Here is a 19,484-nt window from a genome sequence, read left to right on the forward strand (position 1 = left end):
CAGATTGAAAATCGCTGTGATCGGACTCGGCAATATGGGACAGCCCATTGCCCGAAACGTGCTACAAGCAGGCTATCGTTTGACAGTATACAATCGGACGAAAGAAAAGACGGAGGAATTCGCATCCCAGGGCGCCCAAGTGGCAGAAACGCCGCGCCAGGCGGCCGAGACCGCTGATATTGTCGTGACAATGCTTTCTGATGACAATTCTGTCAGCGCCGTGACATTCGGCAAAGACGGATTGATTGAAGGATTATCTGGGAATGGCATTCACATTTCGATGAGCACGATCAGTGTGGAGTTCTCAGAAAAACTCGCGGCCGCCCATGCAGAAAAAGGACAATCCTTCCTTGCGGCTCCTGTGCTGGGAAGACCGGATGCCGCCGCAAAAGCCGCGCTTCGCATTATAGCGGCAGGACCCGCGGAAGCGAAAAAAACAGCAAAACCTCTGCTCGAAAGCTTGAGTCAGCAAGTGTTTGACGTCGGCGAAGAAAGCAAAACAGCAAACGCAGCGAAAATTAGCATCAATTTTCTGCTCATATCCATGCTGGAGGCGTTATCTGAATCATTCCTGTTGATGGAGAAATACGGACTAGAGCAAAAACAATTTTTAGAGATCGCCAACGCGCTTTTCGGTTCCCCCGTATATCAAAATTACGGAACGATCATGGCCGAGCAAACATTTGAGCCGGCGGGCTTTAAAATGTCATTAGGGTTGAAGGACACCAATCTGGCGCTCGCCGCCGCGGAGCAGGTTTCTGCAAACCTCCCTCTTGCCGAGCTGGCGAAAAGCCATTTTGAAAACGGTATTGAAAAAGGGCTTGGAAACCTAGATTGGGCCGCTTTAATAAAATGCATAGAAAAATAGAAAAAGCCTCTCCATTGCGGAGAGGCTTTCTTGCTTACAAAGACGGCAGCTTCATTTCTTTCTCAAACATCAAGTCATCAATGCTTTTAAAGGTATAGCCTTGTTTTTTCAGGTCGGTAATCGCATCGTCCAGCGCCTCGGCATTGTCCTTGGAGACAGTGTGAAGCAGGTAAATCGCACCCGGATGCGCCTGTTTGATCATGTGGTCGTAGGCGTATTTTTTTCCTTTTTGATGATTGATTTTCCAGTCGACAAAAGCGACTGACCAGAAAACGGTTTGATAGCCCATGCGTTTTGTTTCTTTCAGCACATATTCACTGAATACGCCGCGCGGCGGCCGTAAGTACAGGTTGTCCTGCTTTCCCGTGATCTTATAAACTTCCTCGCTGACTGAATCAAGCTCATCCTGAATTTGGTCTGCTGTTTTTGTCGTCAGATCCGGATGGTGAAAGGAGTGGTTGCCGATGATATGCCCTTCATCCGACATCCGTTTGATCAGCTCGGGCTGATCCTTCACGAAATGCCCGGTGACAAAAAACGTTCCTGTCACGTGATGTTTTTTTAAGACATCAAGCACCTTTGGCGTATAGCCATTTTCGTAGCCGTTATCAAATGTTAAATAAATTGTTTTTTCTTTTGTATTGCCTAAATAAAACGCGTCATATTGTTTGATCAGGCTGTTCAGCTGTTTTCCCGCATCTGGCGGCTGATGATTAACGCTTCGCTTAAAGCCCCAATTAATCGGCTCATTCGGTACCGCATCTGCCTCTTTTGCTCCTGCTGCAAGCAGGACGGCGGCGCAGCATATTGCACACATCCACTTCATGGCCAGCGCTCCTTCTGCATTTTTTCTTATTTTACAGAAAGGCGCCCTGTTTTATACTGACGCTTAATGCCAATATAAAAAACCGCGGCATGCGCGGTTTTATTCCCAGTCTTTTTTAAATCGTTCATATTTGGCTTCCAGGTCATCCAGCATGCCGATGAGTCTGTCTATATCTTCAACGTCTGTTGCTTCAGGGTCTAATGAATCGATGACGTTCATAAACATGTCTAGTCTGTTCTTTAAATAATCAAGCTGCTGATCTTTATTGTTTACTGCGTTCCCCATTCTGCGCCTCCATTCATTTTTTATTATGGTAGCTCATTTTTTGCTGTTTTTCAATCGCCCCGCTACTTGCGATCTTGGCAAATCAGGTCTAAAATTAACTGTTGGCAGCGTTAGTATGCCCCATTTATAAAGGAGTTAGATAGTCATGACACAAAACACGAAGCTGCGTCCGATTACACCTGAGTTCGATCCTTGGGAAGCCTATATGGATGTCGACCAGTATGGAGATATGCAGCTGACGAACGTTGAATTTACAACGACGACACTGTGCAATATGAGATGCGAGCATTGCGCTGTAGGCTATACATTGCAGCCCAAAGACCCGAATGCTCTGCCAATAGATCTTCTGTTAAAACGGCTGGAGGAAATTCCCCGCCTCAGATCCATCAGTATTACAGGCGGAGAGCCGATGCTTTCATTAAAATCTGTAAAGGAATATGTCGTGCCGTTATTGAAATACGCCCACGAGCGCGGGGTGCGGACCCAAATCAATTCAAACCTGACTCTCGATATCGAGCGATACGAATGGATTATTCCGTATCTTGATGTGTTACATATTTCTCATAACTGGGGAACGGTTGAAGAGTTTGCGGAAATCGGTTTTGCTATGATGGACAGAAAACCGACCTTCGAACAGCGCGCGCGCTATTTTGATAAAATGATCGAAAACAGCCGCAAGCTAGTGGATGCCGGAGTGATGGTATCAGCGGAAACGATGCTGAACAAACGCACACTTCCGCACATTGAGCATATTCACCGCCAAATCACAGAAGATATGAAATGTCAGCGTCATGAAATCCATCCGATGTATCCGAGTGATTTTGCGAGCGCCCTTGAATCTCTCAGCCTGAAGGACATGAGACAGGCGATTCACCGTTTGCTGGATATTCGTGATGAAAAGACATGGATGCTGTTCGGCACACTGCCGTTTTACGCATGCAGTCCTGACGAAGAGGATCAAGAGCTGCTTCGCCGGCTTCGCACGGCGAAAAACGTGACAGTGAGAAATGACCCTGATGGCCGGTCACGCCTGAATGTCAATATTTTTGACGGGGATATTATTGTGACCGACTTTGGCGATACACCGCCACTCGGCAATATACAGACGGACAGCCTGCCTTCCGCCTATCAAAAGTGGAGAGAAACAAAGCTGGCCAAAGAACTGAACTGCCACTGCCCGAATGTCCGGTGCCTCGGACCAAACGTTCTCGTCAAAAACAGCTACTACCAGGATACAGATTTTTCAAAACGTCAAGCCAGGAGTTAGATGCGGATGGAAGAAACACTTACGGAGATTTTTCAGAATAAAATCGTTGATATTCTCCTCGTCGCCGTCATTTTGTGGATCGGTGTTTTTATCATTAACCGATTGGTGCAGTTATTTTTTAAACGGACGGACTTTATTGAAGAAAGAAAAGAGAAAACCATTGAAAGCCTTGTCCGTTCTATCACCCAATATACGGCGACGATCGGTTTTATCTTTTATGTTATTTCTTTATTTGTGCATGATTTCGGCAAGATTTTAGCCGGGGCGGGCGTAGCCGGTATCGTCATCGGTTTTGGCGCCCAATCACTGATTAAGGATGTGCTGGCGGGTGTGTTTTTAATTTATGAACGCCAGCTTCATAAAGGCGATTATGTGACGGTAAATAATTTATTTAACGGCACCGTCGAAGAAATCGGCCTGCGCTCGCTGCAAATCCGTGAATGGAGCGGAAAGCTTCTCACCATCAGCAACGGTGAGGTCAGACAAATAGAAAATTATAATATTGATTTTATGCGGATTACCGAATCCTTTCTCATCAGCTTTAAAGAAGATCCAGATCGTGTATACAGTGTGCTGGAGGAAGCGTGCGACATGCTGAATGAAGAGCTTCGCGATTCACTGAAGCGGGATGAATTCGGAAACCCGACAGAGCCATTTCAAATACACGGCATCACCGCTTTGAATAAAATCAACCGCGGGGTTGAATTTACCGTAAAGGGCATGGTCCGGGATGAAGATTATTTCAGTGCCAGCCTTGCCGCCAGACGGGTGCTCGTTCGCCAGCTGTACCAAAACAATGTGCAAATGCTTGAGGAAGCTGTAAGAATCGAAAGAACCCAATAAAAAAACTGATTCCATAACGGAATCAGTTTTTTGTTTATCTTGGCTGTGAGGAAAGCTGGAAGCTAAACGTGACATGGTCTTGAACCGGAATCCACGCGCCGATTCCCTGTGACGTGACATTTTTCACTACAAGTTTTCGTTTATTGCCCTTGAGCACTAAATAGACTTCTCCGTAAGTCACTTTCCCTTTTTCATTCACAGCCGGAGCATATGCGTTTAAATAACCGAGTTTTTTCGGAGCGACTTTATAAATTTGATCTCGTTTTGTTCCCGCTCCGATGACCGTTTCAAATGCTAGCGGAAGATTTGTTTTTTTCATCGCCTTCAGCATCATCATGCTTTTGACATCTTCCGTGTTTGGAACTTTTGCTGTCAGGCCGCCCGTTACTCTATATTGCTGCTCTTGGTCATAATGCATTTCAGCCGTTTGTTTTCCGCCGCGGTTATCCGCGCGGTTTGTATTGATTTTTTTATACTCCCAGTTGGCGACTGTTTCATTCGATTCATATCCAAGCGCCCATTTCCCGAGAAATATTGTGGCTCGGTAGCCGACCGCAAGCGGTGTGCCAGAGACCGTAGACTCGTTCAGCATTTTGATGAGGTGCGGATTTTCGATCTGTACCTCTGATGAACTCAGCAGTTCCTTAGCCAGCTTGCTCGGCTGAAGCATCGGCTGATCCTGTGAAGCATTCGGATACGTGTTTTCCTTCGAAATGCTTGCTACAGAATTAGGCACCTTAAACTGCTTCTTCGCGTGGATGGGCTGAACGCCGAAAAAACTAAAGAATAACAACACAATAAGTGTGGAATGAAATAGCTTTTTCATCATATCACTCTTTCTATCGCATTTTCCCTTAGTCTTTTCATCCCGCTTTGTTGTTATCCATCATTTTTTCAGGTTAAAGAAGGAAAAAGCCGATCGCCATAATGACATAAGCCGCTAGCAGCGTGGCACCTTCAAACCAGTTGGAATCACCATCATTCGAAATGGCAATCATCAAGAGAACGGAAGATACCATCGCGACAAGCTCCGGCAGTGTAAACACAAGCGGCATGCTTACCGGGAAAAAGATAGAGCAGATCACGAGAACCGGCGCAACAAACATGGCAATCTGCAAAGTGGAGCCGACAGCGATCTCCACCGCAATATCCATTTTATTTTTATAGGCCATAATGATGGCTGACGCGTGTTCCGCCGCATTACCGACAATCGCAACGATGATGACCCCGATAAACAGCTCGCTCCAGCCGAACTGTTCAGCAACCGAGTGGAATGTGTGCACCAGATTTTCGGATATGTACGCCACGACAATTGTTGCCGCAAACAAAACAATCGTGGCAACCTTCCCTGACCATTCCGGCTGCTCCTCTTCCTCAGGCTGGACAGCATTGTTCGGCTGATATACACCGCGGTGCGTGACAAGCTTAAAGTACAGAGCCGCCACATATAACAGAATCAAAATGATGCTGATGCCGATGCTTAAATTAAGCTTGCTTGTATCCCCCATTCCAACCGAAAATACCTCAGGAATTACGAAAGCCACAATAATGGCGAAAATCAAAAGCCCGGAATTATGGCGTGCATCATGGATATTAAACTCCTGCCGCTTGTATTTTAAACCGCCGACAAAAAACGATAACCCCGCAACCAGCAGGAGATTTCCCAGCACTGAACCTGTTAAAGAGGCAAGCACGATTCCTGTAAGGCCTTCCTTTAATGCAAATAGCGAAATAATCAGCTCAACCGCATTCCCGAAGGTGGCGTTCAACAGACCGCCGATCCGCGGCCCGGCAATAATGGACAGCGATTCTGTCGCTCTTCCCATATAGCTTGCCAGAGCAATAATTGTTACACAATAGACTGCAAAGAGAATGGCAGAAGGCCAATGCATCAAACTGCCGATAACCGAAAGCGGAACACCAGCCGCCACTAATATAAAAAAGATACGATTCATAGTGAATTGACTCCTTTAGTATGACTTGTTTTATTTTTATTCTTCACAAAAATCATCATGATTACACGAGGTCAAATGTTTGCGCGCGATATAGGCTTTTTTCAGGTTGCCGCCTTTTGGAAATCGGTGTACGATCAACATAGATCTCACAAAGGAGAACAGACACGATGTCACGAATGCATTTTTCTATTCTGGTTTTGCTCGTTTCCATATCCGGGTTTTCACAGGGCATGCTGCTCCCCGTCATCTCGATTATCTTTGAAACAAATGGTGAATCAGCGGCGATGAACGGCCTGCATGCGACCGGGCTGTACATCGGAGTGCTATTGGCTTCTCCGTTTATGGAGGCTCCGCTTAGAAAACTGGGCTTCAAACCGCTGATCGTCATTGGCGGAAGCATCGTCATTTTAAGCTTGTTCGGGTTCATTTGGCTTCAGTCGGTTTGGGTGTGGTTCCTGCTTCGTCTTTTCATCGGGATCGGCGACCATATGCTTCACTTTTCTACGCAAACGTGGGTGACCTCCATGTCGTCAAAGCAAAACCGCGGGAGAAATCTTTCCATTTACGGACTCTCCTTTGGTCTTGGTTTTGCTGCGGGCCCGTTTATGGTCCCGTTTGTTAAGCTGAGTCCGGCACTGCCTTTTATCGTGTCAGGCTGCATCAGTTTGCTTGCGTGGCTCTTTGTTTTCTTGCTACAAAATGCATACCCGGAAACCAGCCCTCACGAAACCAAATCAGACAATAGTTTCAGACGCTTTTACCAGGCTATGCTGTTTGCATGGGTTGCGTTTATGCCTACGTTCGGGTACGGATTTCTGGAGACTGCATTAAACGGCAGCTTTCCTGTGTATGCGCTGCGTCTGGGTTTATCTGTGGACGCCGTCGCTTTGATTCTTCCTGCATTTGCGATCGGAAGCATTATTTTTCAATTCCCGCTCGGCATTCTCAGCGATAAATACGGAAGACGGAATGTGCTGCTTGTGATTTTGCTGACGGGGGCCTTTTGCTTTCTCATCGCAGGCGTGTTCCCTTTTCCTTACGTGATCGGCTGCTGCTTCTTTATTGCGGGCATGGCAGTCGGGTCAACCTTTACACTCGGCATCAGCTTTATGACAGACCTTCTTCCGTCCCACCTGCTTCCGGCGGGGAATTTGCTATGCGGCATTTCATTCAGTCTCGGCAGCATTTTCGGGCCGATTGCAGGCGGCTGGTATATGCAAACCTTCGAAAGTGCTAACTTGTTTTATTTGATTACCCTCATTCTGGCCGCTGTCTGGCTCGCTATCGCTTTAGGCAAACCAAAAAGCTGGCCAGCGGCTGAGACCTATTCTTCCTCTTCATAAGAAAAAGCCTCCTGACACAAAGTCAGGAGGCTTTTGTTCTAATGATAGCCGTTTTGTCCGTTGGCACTTCCGCTTGTTTTATGACTCGATTTGCTCTTTGAGTTCTGTTTGTTATGGCTTCCGCCTTTTTTCGTATGCTTTGTCATCACGTTTTGCCCCCCGGATCATTTTTGAACTGAAGTTCCTTTATAGGGTGCGCTAATTGTAGGGATTTTCATCAGGAAGCTTTTTACGTTTATGTAAAAGCGCGTTGATTTCTCCCCCTAAAATAATTAAAATCCCGCTTAAGTAAAACCAGATCATCAGGACGATGATCCCCCCAATGCTTCCGTATGTGGCGCTATAGTTCGCAAATGTACTGACGTAAAACGAAAACAGGGTGCTGACGACAATCCAGCCGATGGCCGCAAACAGCGCACCCGGCATTACAAAGCGAAGCGACAGCTTTTTGTTAGGCGCGATGACGTACAAAGCGGAAAAAACAATCAGCAGCACAAGCGGGCTGACTCCCCAGCGGATCGCCGTCCAGATGGATAAAAACAGGTCCGAAGCGCCGACAAAGTCCGCAGCAAGCATTCCGATCTGCCGGCCGAATACCGGCAGAAGCAAGGCAACTAAAATGGTAAACACCATGGCGATCGTCAGAAAAATTGAGGTTAGACGTACAATGATAAAAGAGCGGTTTTCCTCCACTTCATACGCGTGGTTTAACGATCTGACGATGGCATTCATTCCATTAGACGCAGACCATAACGCCGCGATGATCCCGAATGACAGCAATCCGCCGTTTCGGTCATTTAATGTTTGGTGGGTAATGGATTCAACGAGGGACATCGCACTTCCGGGAGCGTATTGTTTTATAACCCCCAGCACGTCATCTGTAGAAATCGGAAGATACGCGGTGAGCGTCAGCATAAAAATCAAAAACGGGAACAGCGATAACAGAAAAAAATACGCCAGCTCCGCAGATTTGCTTTGTCCCTCATGAAGGGTGTATCTGCCGAACAGCTCTTTCAGAAAGTTCATGTCGTCTCACCTCGAATGTTTAATCATTTATCTTTTGTAAAATGTTCCTTTGTTTCCTGTACCAGCTCCATCACTTTCGGCGTTGTTTTCTTCAGCTCTTTGACTTGCTGATTAACGAAGCCGACTTCATCTGACAGCGTCTGGGCCAGCTGTTTGGCTTCATCAATTTTTGTAATGACATTGTTTTTCAATAGTTCAGGATTGTTTTTGTACAGAGATATTTTATGCTTGCACGTCATCCATCTCATGCCGCAGGCCTGTCTCGTCGGCTTATGGAGCAAGGATAGCGCCGCGCCTGCCGCAGCTCCGAGAATGACACCTTTCAGCAACCAGCGTTCATTGTTCATGATGAACTCTCCTTTCCCTCACAATTGTTTTTCTTCTTGAATAGATGCAAGCAGATGCTCACAGCCTGATCTGATCAATTGATAGACCACGTCAAAGTTCCCAGTGTAGTAAGGGTCGGGAACGTCCGCAAGATCTGAATCATCAACGTAGTCAAGCAGCCTCTTGATCTGTGCGGCTTTTTTAAAACCCGCCATGCTTCTCAGGCTTCCGATATTTTCTGCATCCATCGCAATGATGTAATCAAAATCGGTTAAATCCTGTTCGCGCACCTGGCGCGCCAGCATGCCTTCAAAGCTGATCCCTTCTCTGTGCAATATCTCCTGCGTTCCTTCATGCGGAGGATTGCCGACGTGCCAGCCGCCGATGCCGGCTGAGTCTGTTCTGATTTTCCCCTCTAATCCTTTTTTCGCTGCCAAGTCCCGAAATATCGCTTCCGCCATCGGAGACCGGCAAATGTTTCCCAAGCAAACAAATAACACGCTGATCATGTTGTGCAACCTCCCTATTCTTTGCCCATATTTCTCTAAAAAGAAACCTTTACCGCTATCTTAGTAGGATGTTCAATCACTTTTCAACTGATGTCACCACTTTTTTGAAATAAATGGCCGAAATGAGAATAGGGTTTTTTTCTGATGGAATTCTGTTAGAATAAAACATACCAAATGACGCGAAAGAAAGGATGGAATCATTTGTCCAGCCAAAATACAGAAACATTAACTCAAATGATTGAAGAGATTTCACAAAAACTGAACATGCTGAATGTCGGGGTTATCAAAGCGGAAGACTTCAGCGACGAAAAAATAGAGGACCTCACCTACCTTCATAAAATGGTGATGAAAAAAGCAGCATTCAGCCCGAGCGAAATGCAGGCGATCGCTCAAGAACTTGCATCACTTCGAAAATAATGGGGCTTGCCGGCATCCGGCAAGTCTTTTTTATTATTGATGAAGATGATTCTTTTTGCTTTCGTTTATTAGGGAGCCGGAAAGACGCGGCAGCAAGGCGCCGGGCTTCCTGAGGCCGGCGAATACAGCAAATGGCCGAATAAGATTTTGAAGGAGTACTAGAATGAAAACGAAATACGTCAAAACAGCAACCGGAATGTACATCAACTACTTCTTGCTCGGAATGGTCAATATCATTCTCGCATCCAACATGTCCTCCTTAACGAAGCAGTGGAATACCGACCCGACAGGCATCAGTTATGTGATTGCGGCTATCGGATTCGGCAAGCTGCTGACATACGGAATATCTGGCGTTTTATCAGATAAAATAGGCAGAAAACCGCTCATTGTGGCTTCCGCCGGATTGATGGCTGTCTTTTTAATCGGTATTCCATTATCACCGAGTTATGAACTTGCGTTTGTGTTTGCTTTATTAGCCGGAGTCGCAAATTCGGCCATGGACGCAGGAACATATCCGGCTTTAACGGAGCTCTTCCCAACTGCTCCCAGCTCGGCGAATGTCTTGGTAAAAGCTTTTATGTCTCTCGGGGCCGCTCTTTTGCCGCTCCTGATTACAGTTTTGGCAGACCATAGCCTATTCTACGGATATGCATTTTATTTGCCGGCAGCTGTCTATGTGCTGAACATCCTCTGCTTATCAGCGGTTTCGCTGCCAAAAAAACAGAAACAGCCCATCAGCACCGGGCAACAGGGATCTCCTGCTTTCTTATCTGAACCCGACATGAAGAAAGAAGGCGCCGCGCTGATTATCATTGGTTTTACATCAACGGCTTTATTCACAGTATCTCAAATCTGGCTTCCAAGCTTCGCCCAAAAGGCTGCAGGGTTAGCTGAATCAGCTTCCGTACAATTGCTGAGCTACTATAGTATAGGCGCTTTGGTATCTGTTTTATTATTAGCCCTTCTGCTGAACAGATGGGTAAAACCGGTGATGATTACGCTGCTGTATCCGATTATTACATTATGTACGCTTGCCGTTATGCTGACAGTTCACGTCCCAGTTGTACTGGACATCACAGCCTTTTTCTTAGGATTTTCAACCGCGGGTGTGTTTCAAATTACCATTACATTAATGACAGAGCTTTTCTGGAACCGCAAAGGCACCGTCACCGGAATTGTTGCGACAGCTTCAAGTATTGCCTCGATTCTGCTGCCGATCGCCACCGGGCTCATCGCAAAAGCGGGAGGCATAGCCCATATCTTTATGTTCGACTTCGGCATTGCCGTCATCGGAACAGCCTCTGCTGCCTTTTTGTATTACAGATACAATAAACTGACCGCAGGTTCCAAGCTATCATGAAAAAACGGACGTCCCCGCAGGGCGTCCGTTTTTGTTATTTTTCAAGCAGTGCCAAAGATTCGCGGTTAAATGCAGGAATGTCATCCGGCGTGCGGCTGGTGACCAATTGATTTTGGCAAACCACGACTTCCTGATCAACGACATCTGCCCCCGCGTATTCCATATCTACACGAATGGACGTATAACCTGTCGCTTTTCTGCCTTCCAGCGCTTTAGCAGTAATCAGCAGCTGCGGGCCGTGACAAATCGCAAATACCGGCTTTTTGTCCGTCATAAACGCTTTTGTAAACTGGACGAAACGCTCATCGGCACGAAGCTGGTCGGGTGAAAAACCCCCCGGAATTAAAAGCGCGTCAAAGTCGGAAGGGTTTACGTCATCAATGGACGCATCGACTGTGACTTGCGCATTTCCCTGCTTGCCTTTTACGGTTTTCCCTTTTTCATTTTCGATAACGGTCAGCTCATGCCCCGCTTCTTTAAATGCTTTTGCTGGTTCAGTATACTCGCTGTCTTCGAAATAATCTGTCAGCACAACTGCGATTTTTTTACCCATGATTGATAACCTCCCCCTTAATATGTCTACATAAAACACTCTACCCCAGCCACAATATAATAAACATTTTGCAGAGCCGACAAACGATAAGCATAATGACCCAATTCACATCACCCAAAGATGATACATAATACTTATTTTTCTCCCTTTTACAATAATCATAAAGAAACATCTACAAATGCTTACAAAATATTCTTACAATAGAACCAGTAACACAAATTTCGTTGAAAGGTGGAGAACTGGTGAGAATACAGAAAAGACGAAAAGACGTCAGTAACATTCTCCGTATTCTGCTGCCCCCAATTATGATACTTAGCTTAATCCTCCCAACACTGCCCGTTCATGCAGAAGAAAACACGGCTCCTCAAGTGAATCTCAGTATTTTGGCTACAACTGATATTCATGCCAACATGATGGATTACGATTACTACAGCGACAAAGAAACGACAGAATTCGGGCTTGCCAGAACGGCACAGCTGATCCAAAAGCACCGCCAGGAGAACCCAAACACCTTGCTCGTGGATAACGGTGACTTGATTCAAGGAAATCCGCTGGGCGAATACGCAGTGAAATACGAAAAAGACAACATTATCTCCGGCGCGAAACCCCACCCAATTATCAGCGTCATGAACGCGCTTAAGTATGACGCAGGAACACTTGGCAATCATGAATTCAATTACGGGCTCGACTTTCTCGACGGCACAATCAAAGGAGCCGATTTCCCGATTGTAAACGCCAATGTGAAAACAACTGGCGGCGAACACCGTTATACGCCGTATGTTATTAACGAGAAAACAGTCACAGATGAAAACGGAAACGAACAGAAGATCAAAGTAGGCTACATAGGTTTTGTCCCGCCGCAAATCATGACCTGGGACAAAAAGAATCTCGAAGGACAGGTTCAGGTGCAGGATATCGTCGAATCTGCCAATGAAACGATTCCGAAAATGAAGGCAGAAGGCGCGGATGTCATTATTGCCCTTGCCCACACTGGTATTGAAAAGCAGACGCAATCGTCAGGTGCAGAAAACGCCGTTTTTGACCTGGCCACGAAAACAAAGGGCATTGATGCGATTGTCTCGGGCCATCAGCACGGACTCTTCCCTTCCGCAGAATATGCGGGTGCCGCTCAGTTCGATGTTGAAAAAGGAACCATTAACGGCATTCCGGTCGTCATGCCAAGCAGCTGGGGCAAATACTTAGGCGTCATTGACCTCAAGCTTGAAAAAACAGACGGCTCGTGGAAGGTCGAAGATTCCAAGGGCAGCATCGAATCAATTTCCGGCAGCGTCACATCCAGAAACGAAGCCGTCACAAAAGCCATTCAGCAAACACATCAAAACACGCTGGAATATGTCAGAAAGCCTGTCGGAAAAACAGAAGCCGACATTAACAGCTTCTTTGCCCAAGTCAAGGACGACCCTTCTATTCAAATTGTGACAGATGCGCAAAAATGGTACGCGGAAAATGAAATGAAGGATACCGAGTATAAGGATCTTCCAATTTTGTCTGCAGGCGCGCCGTTTAAAGCCGGCGGCAGAAACGGTGCCAATTACTATACAAACATTCCGGCCGGGGATCTTGCGATTAAAAACGTCGGAGACTTGTATCTGTACGATAATACCCTCCAGATCGTGAAGCTGACCGGCAGCGAGGTGAAGGACTGGCTCGACATGTCAGCTGGACAATTTAATCATATCGATCCGTCAAAAGGCGGCGACCAGGCCTTGCTGAATGAGAATTTCCGTTCCTACAACTTTGACGTGATTGACGGCGTCACCTATCAGGTCGATGTCACAAAACCGGCCAAATACAACGAAAACGGAAAAGTGATCAACGCGGATTCAAGCCGGATCATCAACCTTTCCTATGAAGGCAAACCGATCAGCCCGAGCCAGGAATTTCTCGTAGTCACGAATAATTACCGCGCCTCCGGCGGCGGCGGTTTTCCTCATCTGACGAGTGATAAGATTGTCCACGGCTCCGCAGTTGAAAACAGACAGGTACTGATGGATTACATTATTGAACAGAAAACATTAAACCCAAAGGCCGATAACAACTGGTCGATTGCACCGGTTTCCGGCACAAATTTGACGTTTGAATCTTCGCTTTTAGCCAAGCCTTTTGCGGACAAAGCCGATGATGTCGCTTATGTGAGACATTCTTCAAATGAAGGCTATGGCGTGTACAAGCTTCAATTTGACGACGATTCAGATACCGATCCTCCTGAAGGCGGATTATGGGATCTTACCGTCATGCATACAAATGATACGCACGCTCACCTTGATGACGCAGCCAGACGAATGACGAAAATCAACGAAGTAAGAAACGAAACAGACCACAACATCCTGCTTGACGCGGGAGATGTGTTTTCCGGCGACCTGTATTTCACGAAATGGAACGGTTTAGCCGACCTGAAACTGATGAACATGATGGGTTATGACGCCATGACCTTCGGAAACCACGAATTTGATAAAGGTCCGTCCGTTCTTTCTGATTTTCTCAGCGGGAACAGCACAACTGTCGATCCGGCGAATCGCTATCACTTTGAAGCGCCTGATTTCCCAATCGTCAGCGCGAACGTGGATGTATCAAATGAACCTAAGCTAAAATCATATGTCAAAAAGCCGCAGACCTTTACTGCGGGAGAAAAGAAAGAGCCGGGCATCCATCCGTATATTCTGTTAGACGTTGACGGCGAGAAAGTGGCCGTGTTCGGACTGACAACCGAAGACACAGCCACAACATCAAGCCCGGGCAAAAGCATTGTATTTAACGACGCATTTAAAACTGCACAGAACACCGTGAAAACGATTCAGGAAGAAGAAAAAGTAAACAAAATTATCGCGCTCACCCACATTGGGCATAACCGCGATCTTGAGCTAGCCAAAAAAGTGAAAGGCATTGACTTGATCATCGGCGGACACACCCACACTCTCGTGGACAAAATGGAAGTCGTGGAAAACGACGAACCGACGATCGTGGCACAGGCAAAAGAATACGGCAAATTCTTAGGGCGTGTCGATGTCGCGTTTGATGAAAATGGCGTTGTCCAAACAGACAAATCAAATTTGAGCGTGCTGCCAATTGATGAACATACAGAAGAAAACGCAGAAGCAAAACAAGAGCTCGATCAGTTCAAAAGTGAATTAGAAGACGTGAAAAATGAAAAAGTCGGCTATACGGATGTGGCGCTTGACGGCCAGCGTGAGCATGTGCGCACGAAAGAAACGAATCTCGGAAACTTCATCGCGGACGGTATGCTGGCAAAAGCGAAAGAAGCAGCCGGCGCCAGAATAGCGATAACAAATGGCGGCGGCATCAGAGCCGGCATTGACAAAGGGGATATCACACTCGGCGAGGTGCTCAACGTGATGCCGTTCGGCAATACGCTTTACGTGGCCGATTTGACCGGAAAACAAATTAAAGAAGCCCTTGAACAAGGCCTAAGCAATGTAGAAAATGGCGGCGGCGCTTTCCCTCAGGTGGCCGGAATCGAATATACCTTTACATTAAACAACGAACCTGGACACCGTGTGTTAGAAGTGAAAATTGAATCGCCTAACGGAGACAAAGTTGCTATAAATACGGATGATACCTACCGCGTGGCAACAAATCATTTTGTCGGTGCCGGAGGAGACGGATATTCTGTCTTTACAGAAGCCTCCCATGGTGAAGACCTTGGCTACGTTGATTATGAGATTTTCACCGAACAGCTGAAAAAACTAGGAAACAAGGTCTCTCCTAAAGTTGAAGGACGGATCAAAGAAGTATTCCTGCCGACAAAGCAGAAGGACGGCAGCTGGACACTTGATGAAGACAAATTTGCGATTTATGCCAAAAACGCCAACAAGCCGTTTGTCTATTATGAAACGTCTGAAGGATCACAAGAGAAACCAATCAATCTAAAAATGAAAAAAGACCAGGTCAAGCTATTGAAGGATAGAGAATTAGATCCTTCCCTGACGGTGTTCAACTACTGGTACAGCATGAAGCTTCCAATGGCGAATATCAAAACCGCGAACACTGAAATCGGAATCAAATCTAAGGGAGAATTAAACGTCTCCCTATCAAATGTATATGACTTTACAGTGAAGCAAAAAGGAAAAGAAATAAAATCATTCAAGGAGCCCGTTCAGCTTTCGCTTCGCATGTTTGATATTGAAGAAGCCCATAACCCTGCCATTTATCATGTCGACAGGAAAAAGAAAGCTTTCACAAAGACAGATAACGGATCAGTTGACGATGATATGGTGACAGGATACACAAACCACTTCAGCGAATACACGATCTTAAATTCCGGTGCTCACGATAAACCGCCGGCGTTCCCATCCGATCAGCCGACAGGCGGCGGTGATGACGGCAAGAATGGCGGAGGGCCCGACAATCCAGGCGGAAAGCAGCCGAATGACGGCAAAGGCGGCGATCAAACACCTCCCGGCACTGAACCAACAAATGGATCGGGCGGATCTGGAACCGATGGTCCGGCTGGCGGCCTCCTTCCGGACACAGCCACATCCATATACTCGATCCTGTTGGCCGGATTTCTGATCAGCGCACTCGGTACGGCAATGTACTTGCATCAGAGGAGAAAACAGAATAGAGCGAATCAGGCATAAAAAAAGCTGCTCGTTATCGAGCAGCTTTCGTTTTTATACCCATTTCACAACATCTTCAACTGCAGATCTTGTTTTCGGACGAGGGTCTCGCACACGGTAGCCGAATGCCACCATCACAGAAATATCAAAGCTTCCGTTTTCCAGAAGGCCTTCTTCTTCAAGGATGCGATGAATTTCATCATATTGGAAGCCTTCCACAGGGCAGGAATCAACGCCGATTTGCGCAGCGGCTGTCATCATGTTGCCAAGCGCGATATAGGTTTGTTTTGATGCCCAGTCAAACAGGGTTCTGTCGCTTTCAAGCAAATGCAAATCGTGCTTCTGGAACTCCTCTGTTTTGCTGAGATAACCTTCATACACGTCTTGCGGCATTTGTTTTACTTCTTTTAAATGACGTTTGATGTAGTCCGCATTATATTTGATATCCTTCGCTGTACGCGCCAGAATCAGGACGAAATGGCTTGCTGTCGGAAGCTGCTTTTGCGCGCCCCATGTGTATTCGCGAAGCTTTTCGCGGAATTCGGGATTTTGGACAACAACGAATTTCCAAGGCTCAAGGCCGAGTGAACTTGGAGACAGTCTTCCTGTTTCTAAAATAAATTCAAAATCGCTGTCTGATACTTTTTTATTCGGGTCAAATTCCTTTGTCGCATGTCTGAAATGGTATGCGTCCAGAATTTGTTTCTTTACATCTGCCATGTTAAGCACCTCTCCTTTTGGTTACTCTCACTTCTATTGTAGCCATTCTCACAAAAAGTAAAAGTACGCACATTTTTGTATGATAGTATCAATTTTGATACCAAGAGAAAAAAGCGCTCTGCCGCAGGCAGGCGCTCTTTATTTTCCCCGTCGCGCAAAATCGACAAACCTGAATTTGTCCAGACGGTGTCTGCTTTCCGTATATTGAAAGAGACTTGTATCCTCTAAAAAGACATAGTTTCTCACAACCACCATATGGTCATAGCCTCGTAAATCAAGCAATTCCCTGTCCTCATCCGCACACGGCTCGGCCACAATTTCTTTCTGCGCATAACTGATCGAAAGACCAAGCTCTCCTTCAATATATTCATAAATGGAGTTTTCGCAAATTTCTTTCGTCAGGTGAGGCACATGCTTTCTGAAAAAGTAGTCCTTGTCCAAAATGACATGCTCCCCGTCAATTTTTCTTGACCTGATCACTTCCCATATGTCATCATCCGGCTGTGCCCGAAGCTGTTTTTGGATCAGGTCTGACGGGGGCACCAGCCCGAATTTGTGAACGGCTGTTTTCGTTTCTTTTCCCAAAGTTTGCGCCAGTTCCTTGAAGCTGACAAGCCCTGAGACCGGAAACTGCATTTTTTCACGGTTGAGAATCACGGAGCCTTTCCCCCTGATTTTCTGGATATATCCATTTTGAGCCAGCATGTGAAGCGCCTTTCGAACCGTTTCTCTTGATGTGCCGTACTGTGCGGTCAATTCATGTTCAGACGGAAGAATCTCCTCCGCCTTCCATCGGCCGTCTTCAATTTGCTGTGCGATGTCTTTATAGATTGTGATAAATTTATTCACCTTCATTTATGACCACCCAGCTTAGTTTAGCACGGTTTTGTTAAATGATAAACAATGGACTCATACGGGCGGAGCGTCATATTCTTCAGTTCTTCTCTCTCTTCATCGTTTGTCAGAAGCACCTCTGCCTTCCACTCGCCGGGCTTCAGCGTGTCCGGCAGTGTAAAGGCTGCCTCCGTCCCGTAAAAATTATTGATGATGAGCAGCTTCTCATTTTCGCCATGTCTCATATACGCAAAAACGTTCGGATCATCCTTTGCGATCAATTCATACGTTCCCTCTGTGACAATGTCATAGGTTTTTCGGATCTGGATCAGCTTCCGGTAGTGATAAAAGACCGAGTGTTTGTCCTTCAGTGCCGCCTCAGCATTGATCTCCCGGTAATTTCCGGCGGCCGGTATCCATGGCGTGCCTGTTGTAAATCCGGCATTCGGCGTATCATCCCACTGGACAGGTGTTCTGGAATTGTCACGGGATTTTTCCTGTAAAATGGCTAAAATCTCTTTCTCCGCCATGCCTTTTTTCTTGAAGGCGTGATACATGTTCAGCGACTCGACATCCCGATAGGAGCTGATGCCGGTAAACTTCGGATTGGTCATGCCGAGCTCTTCACCCTGATAAATATAAGGCGTGCCCTGCATCATATGAATGGCCGTCGCAAGCATTTTTGCTGATTTCACCCGATATGGACCGTCATTTCCATATCTCGATACAATGCGCGGCTGATCGTGATTGCACCAGAACAAAGCGTTCCAGCCCCCTCCCGCCTGCATCTCCGTCTGCCATACAGATAAGATCTCCTTCAGCTTCAGAAAATCGAACGGAGCCAAGGCCCATTTTTCTCCGTTTGGATAATCGACCTTGAGATGATGGAAGTTAAACGTCATATCAAGCTCTTCATTGCCGGGATTTGTATATCGGATGCAATGGTCAATCGATGTAGAAGACATCTCACCGACCGTCATGCTGTCATAATGTGAAAACACCTTTTCGTTCATTTCATGCAGAAATTCATGCACCCGCGGCCCGTCAGTGTAAAAGGTACGGCCATCATCGCCGTTTTCCGCATTCGGAAAGCGCTGGTCTTTTGAAATCAGATTAATGACATCAAGCCTGAAGCCATCAATTCCTTTTTCAAACCAAAAATGCATCATCTCATAGACATGCTTTCTGACCTCTTCATTTTCCCAATTCAAATCAGCCTGTGTGACATCAAATAGGTGCAGATAATATTGGCCTGAGGCTTCGTCAAGCTTCCATGCCGAGCCGCCGAATTTCGATTCCCAGTTTGTCGGGGCTGTCCCGTCTTCGTTCGGGTTTTTCCATATATAAAAATCACGGTATGGGCTGTCTTTTGAAGAAATCGCCTCTCTAAACCATTTGTGCTCAGTTGACGTATGATTGACTACAAGATCCATGACGACTTTTAAGCCTCTTTTGTGCGCTTCAGCTAATAAGCGTTCAAAATCTTCCATTGTGCCGTACTCTTGATAAATCGTATAGTAATCACGAATATCATACCCATTATCATGCTGTGGCGAGTCGTAAATCGGCGTTAGCCAAAGAACATCCACCTGAAGCGTTTTTAAGTAATCAAGCTTTTCAATAATTCCATTCAAATCGCCAATGCCGTTTCCCGTCGTATCTTTAAAGCTTTTCGGATAAATTTGATAAACCACGGCTTTTTTCCACCATGGTGTTTGTTCTGTTTTCATCTGTCTCCACCACCGTCTTTTTT

Annotated in this window: 18 protein-coding genes; 7 read left to right on the forward strand and 11 right to left on the reverse strand. The window is 46.3% G+C overall.

What is annotated here, in order from left to right; translation table 11 throughout:
• Nucleotides 1-4 precede the first annotated feature (4 nt).
• Nucleotides 5-868 carry an NAD(P)-dependent oxidoreductase gene (locus LNN34_RS12220; RefSeq protein ID WP_229043537.1) on the forward strand — a complete coding sequence of 288 codons (864 nt, stop codon included), beginning with the start codon at nt 5-7 and terminating at the stop codon, nt 866-868.
• Between the two features lie 34 nt (nt 869-902).
• On the opposite strand, the gene pdaA is transcribed toward LNN34_RS12220, so the two are convergent.
• Both pdaA and LNN34_RS12230 read right to left on the reverse strand, forming a co-directional pair.
• Nucleotides 903-1,694, reverse strand: coding sequence for a delta-lactam-biosynthetic de-N-acetylase (gene pdaA / locus LNN34_RS12225; RefSeq protein ID WP_229043538.1), 792 nt, complete (start codon nt 1,692-1,694; stop codon nt 903-905).
• A 99-nt stretch (nt 1,695-1,793) separates the two neighbouring features.
• Nucleotides 1,794-1,979: an SE1561 family protein gene (locus tag LNN34_RS12230; RefSeq protein ID WP_010333401.1), complete on the reverse strand. Its 186-nt coding sequence runs from the start codon at nt 1,977-1,979 to the stop codon at nt 1,794-1,796.
• A gap of 145 nt (nt 1,980-2,124) precedes the next feature.
• Between LNN34_RS12230 and yfkAB the strand changes: the two genes are divergently transcribed.
• Both yfkAB and mscC read left to right on the forward strand, forming a co-directional pair.
• Nucleotides 2,125-3,246 carry a radical SAM/CxCxxxxC motif protein YfkAB gene (gene yfkAB / locus LNN34_RS12235; RefSeq protein ID WP_044163646.1) on the forward strand — a complete coding sequence of 374 codons (1,122 nt, stop codon included), beginning with the start codon at nt 2,125-2,127 and terminating at the stop codon, nt 3,244-3,246.
• Nucleotides 3,247-4,089, forward strand: a complete 843-nt coding sequence (mscC, locus tag LNN34_RS12240) for a mechanosensitive ion channel protein MscC (protein WP_083504394.1) — start codon at nt 3,247-3,249, stop codon at nt 4,087-4,089.
• 34 nt (nt 4,090-4,123) lie between these two features.
• Here the strand turns inward: mscC and LNN34_RS12245 are convergent, their stop codons facing one another.
• Nucleotides 4,124-4,918 (reverse strand): YfkD famly protein, encoded by a 795-nt coding sequence (locus tag LNN34_RS12245; RefSeq protein ID WP_082687919.1) that lies wholly within the window; start codon nt 4,916-4,918, stop codon nt 4,124-4,126.
• Nucleotides 4,919-4,988: 70 nt separating this feature from the next.
• The gene (cax, locus tag LNN34_RS12250) at nt 4,989-6,044 is read right to left on the reverse strand and encodes a calcium/proton exchanger (RefSeq protein ID WP_024120588.1); all 1,056 of its coding nucleotides are present in this window, start codon (nt 6,042-6,044) and stop codon (nt 4,989-4,991) included.
• 167 nt (nt 6,045-6,211) lie between these two features.
• On the opposite strand from cax, the gene LNN34_RS12255 reads away from it, so the two are divergent.
• Nucleotides 6,212-7,387 carry an MFS transporter gene (locus tag LNN34_RS12255; protein WP_044163643.1) on the forward strand — a complete coding sequence of 392 codons (1,176 nt, stop codon included), beginning with the start codon at nt 6,212-6,214 and terminating at the stop codon, nt 7,385-7,387.
• Between the two features lie 198 nt (nt 7,388-7,585).
• On the opposite strand, the gene LNN34_RS12260 is transcribed toward LNN34_RS12255, so the two are convergent.
• Genes LNN34_RS12260 through LNN34_RS12270 form a run of 3 tightly spaced genes read right to left on the reverse strand, consistent with a single transcriptional unit; the run spans nt 7,586 to nt 9,249 of the window.
• Nucleotides 7,586-8,413 carry a YihY family inner membrane protein gene (locus LNN34_RS12260; protein ID WP_044163642.1) on the reverse strand — a complete coding sequence of 276 codons (828 nt, stop codon included), beginning with the start codon at nt 8,411-8,413 and terminating at the stop codon, nt 7,586-7,588.
• 23 nt (nt 8,414-8,436) lie between these two features.
• Nucleotides 8,437-8,760, reverse strand: a complete 324-nt coding sequence (locus tag LNN34_RS12265; RefSeq protein WP_099043428.1) for a hypothetical protein — start codon at nt 8,758-8,760, stop codon at nt 8,437-8,439.
• A gap of 18 nt (nt 8,761-8,778) precedes the next feature.
• Nucleotides 8,779-9,249, reverse strand: coding sequence for a low molecular weight protein-tyrosine-phosphatase (locus tag LNN34_RS12270; RefSeq protein ID WP_106295815.1), 471 nt, complete (start codon nt 9,247-9,249; stop codon nt 8,779-8,781).
• Nucleotides 9,250-9,450: 201 nt separating this feature from the next.
• Here LNN34_RS12270 and LNN34_RS12275 point away from each other — a divergent pair, with 201 nt between their 5' ends.
• Both LNN34_RS12275 and LNN34_RS12280 read left to right on the forward strand, forming a co-directional pair.
• On the forward strand, nt 9,451-9,666 hold the full coding sequence (locus LNN34_RS12275) for a DUF1128 domain-containing protein (RefSeq protein WP_044163637.1): 216 nt from the start codon (nt 9,451-9,453) through the stop codon (nt 9,664-9,666).
• Between the two features lie 163 nt (nt 9,667-9,829).
• Nucleotides 9,830-11,026 (forward strand): MFS transporter, encoded by a 1,197-nt coding sequence (locus tag LNN34_RS12280; protein WP_202656801.1) that lies wholly within the window; start codon nt 9,830-9,832, stop codon nt 11,024-11,026.
• 34 nt (nt 11,027-11,060) lie between these two features.
• Here the strand turns inward: LNN34_RS12280 and LNN34_RS12285 are convergent, their stop codons facing one another.
• Entirely contained in the window at nt 11,061-11,579 is a 519-nt protein-coding gene (locus tag LNN34_RS12285) for a type 1 glutamine amidotransferase domain-containing protein (RefSeq protein WP_059336024.1), read from the reverse strand.
• Nucleotides 11,580-11,821: 242 nt separating this feature from the next.
• On the opposite strand from LNN34_RS12285, the gene LNN34_RS12290 reads away from it, so the two are divergent.
• Nucleotides 11,822-16,198 carry a multifunctional 2',3'-cyclic-nucleotide 2'-phosphodiesterase/3'-nucleotidase/5'-nucleotidase gene (locus LNN34_RS12290; RefSeq protein WP_229043539.1) on the forward strand — a complete coding sequence of 1,459 codons (4,377 nt, stop codon included), beginning with the start codon at nt 11,822-11,824 and terminating at the stop codon, nt 16,196-16,198.
• Nucleotides 16,199-16,231: 33 nt separating this feature from the next.
• Here the strand turns inward: LNN34_RS12290 and LNN34_RS12295 are convergent, their stop codons facing one another.
• The 3 genes from LNN34_RS12295 to treC form a co-directional block, all read right to left on the reverse strand.
• Nucleotides 16,232-16,897, reverse strand: coding sequence for an NAD(P)H-dependent oxidoreductase (locus LNN34_RS12295; protein ID WP_099043431.1), 666 nt, complete (start codon nt 16,895-16,897; stop codon nt 16,232-16,234).
• A 138-nt stretch (nt 16,898-17,035) separates the two neighbouring features.
• Nucleotides 17,036-17,752 carry a trehalose operon repressor gene (gene treR, locus LNN34_RS12300; RefSeq protein ID WP_215510746.1) on the reverse strand — a complete coding sequence of 239 codons (717 nt, stop codon included), beginning with the start codon at nt 17,750-17,752 and terminating at the stop codon, nt 17,036-17,038.
• A 20-nt stretch (nt 17,753-17,772) separates the two neighbouring features.
• Nucleotides 17,773-19,461: an alpha,alpha-phosphotrehalase gene (gene treC / locus LNN34_RS12305; protein WP_215510747.1), complete on the reverse strand. Its 1,689-nt coding sequence runs from the start codon at nt 19,459-19,461 to the stop codon at nt 17,773-17,775.
• Nucleotides 19,462-19,484 lie beyond the last annotated feature (23 nt).

This window comes from Bacillus sp. AF23 (genome assembly GCF_020861455.1).
Taxonomy (GTDB): Bacteria; Bacillota; Bacilli; order Bacillales; family Bacillaceae; genus Bacillus; species Bacillus halotolerans.

Coding starts and splice junctions, on each gene's coding strand:
- LNN34_RS12245 (WP_082687919.1), bottom strand. CDS start 4,918: ATGATGAAAAAGCTATTTCATTCCACACTTATTGTGTTGTTATTCTTT.
- treC (WP_215510747.1), bottom strand. CDS start 19,461: ATGAAAACAGAACAAACACCATGGTGGAAAAAAGCCGTGGTTTATCAA.
- cax (WP_024120588.1), bottom strand. CDS start 6,044: ATGAATCGTATCTTTTTTATATTAGTGGCGGCTGGTGTTCCGCTTTCG.
- LNN34_RS12280 (WP_202656801.1), top strand. CDS start 9,830: ATGAAAACGAAATACGTCAAAACAGCAACCGGAATGTACATCAACTAC.
- mscC (WP_083504394.1), top strand. CDS start 3,247: ATGCGGATGGAAGAAACACTTACGGAGATTTTTCAGAATAAAATCGTT.
- LNN34_RS12265 (WP_099043428.1), bottom strand. CDS start 8,760: ATGAACAATGAACGCTGGTTGCTGAAAGGTGTCATTCTCGGAGCTGCG.
- LNN34_RS12285 (WP_059336024.1), bottom strand. CDS start 11,579: ATGGGTAAAAAAATCGCAGTTGTGCTGACAGATTATTTCGAAGACAGC.
- LNN34_RS12295 (WP_099043431.1), bottom strand. CDS start 16,897: ATGGCAGATGTAAAGAAACAAATTCTGGACGCATACCATTTCAGACAT.
- treR (WP_215510746.1), bottom strand. CDS start 17,752: ATGAAGGTGAATAAATTTATCACAATCTATAAAGACATCGCACAGCAA.
- LNN34_RS12260 (WP_044163642.1), bottom strand. CDS start 8,413: ATGAACTTTCTGAAAGAGCTGTTCGGCAGATACACCCTTCATGAGGGA.
- LNN34_RS12230 (WP_010333401.1), bottom strand. CDS start 1,979: ATGGGGAACGCAGTAAACAATAAAGATCAGCAGCTTGATTATTTAAAG.
- LNN34_RS12255 (WP_044163643.1), top strand. CDS start 6,212: ATGTCACGAATGCATTTTTCTATTCTGGTTTTGCTCGTTTCCATATCC.
- yfkAB (WP_044163646.1), top strand. CDS start 2,125: ATGACACAAAACACGAAGCTGCGTCCGATTACACCTGAGTTCGATCCT.
- LNN34_RS12270 (WP_106295815.1), bottom strand. CDS start 9,249: ATGATCAGCGTGTTATTTGTTTGCTTGGGAAACATTTGCCGGTCTCCG.
- pdaA (WP_229043538.1), bottom strand. CDS start 1,694: ATGAAGTGGATGTGTGCAATATGCTGCGCCGCCGTCCTGCTTGCAGCA.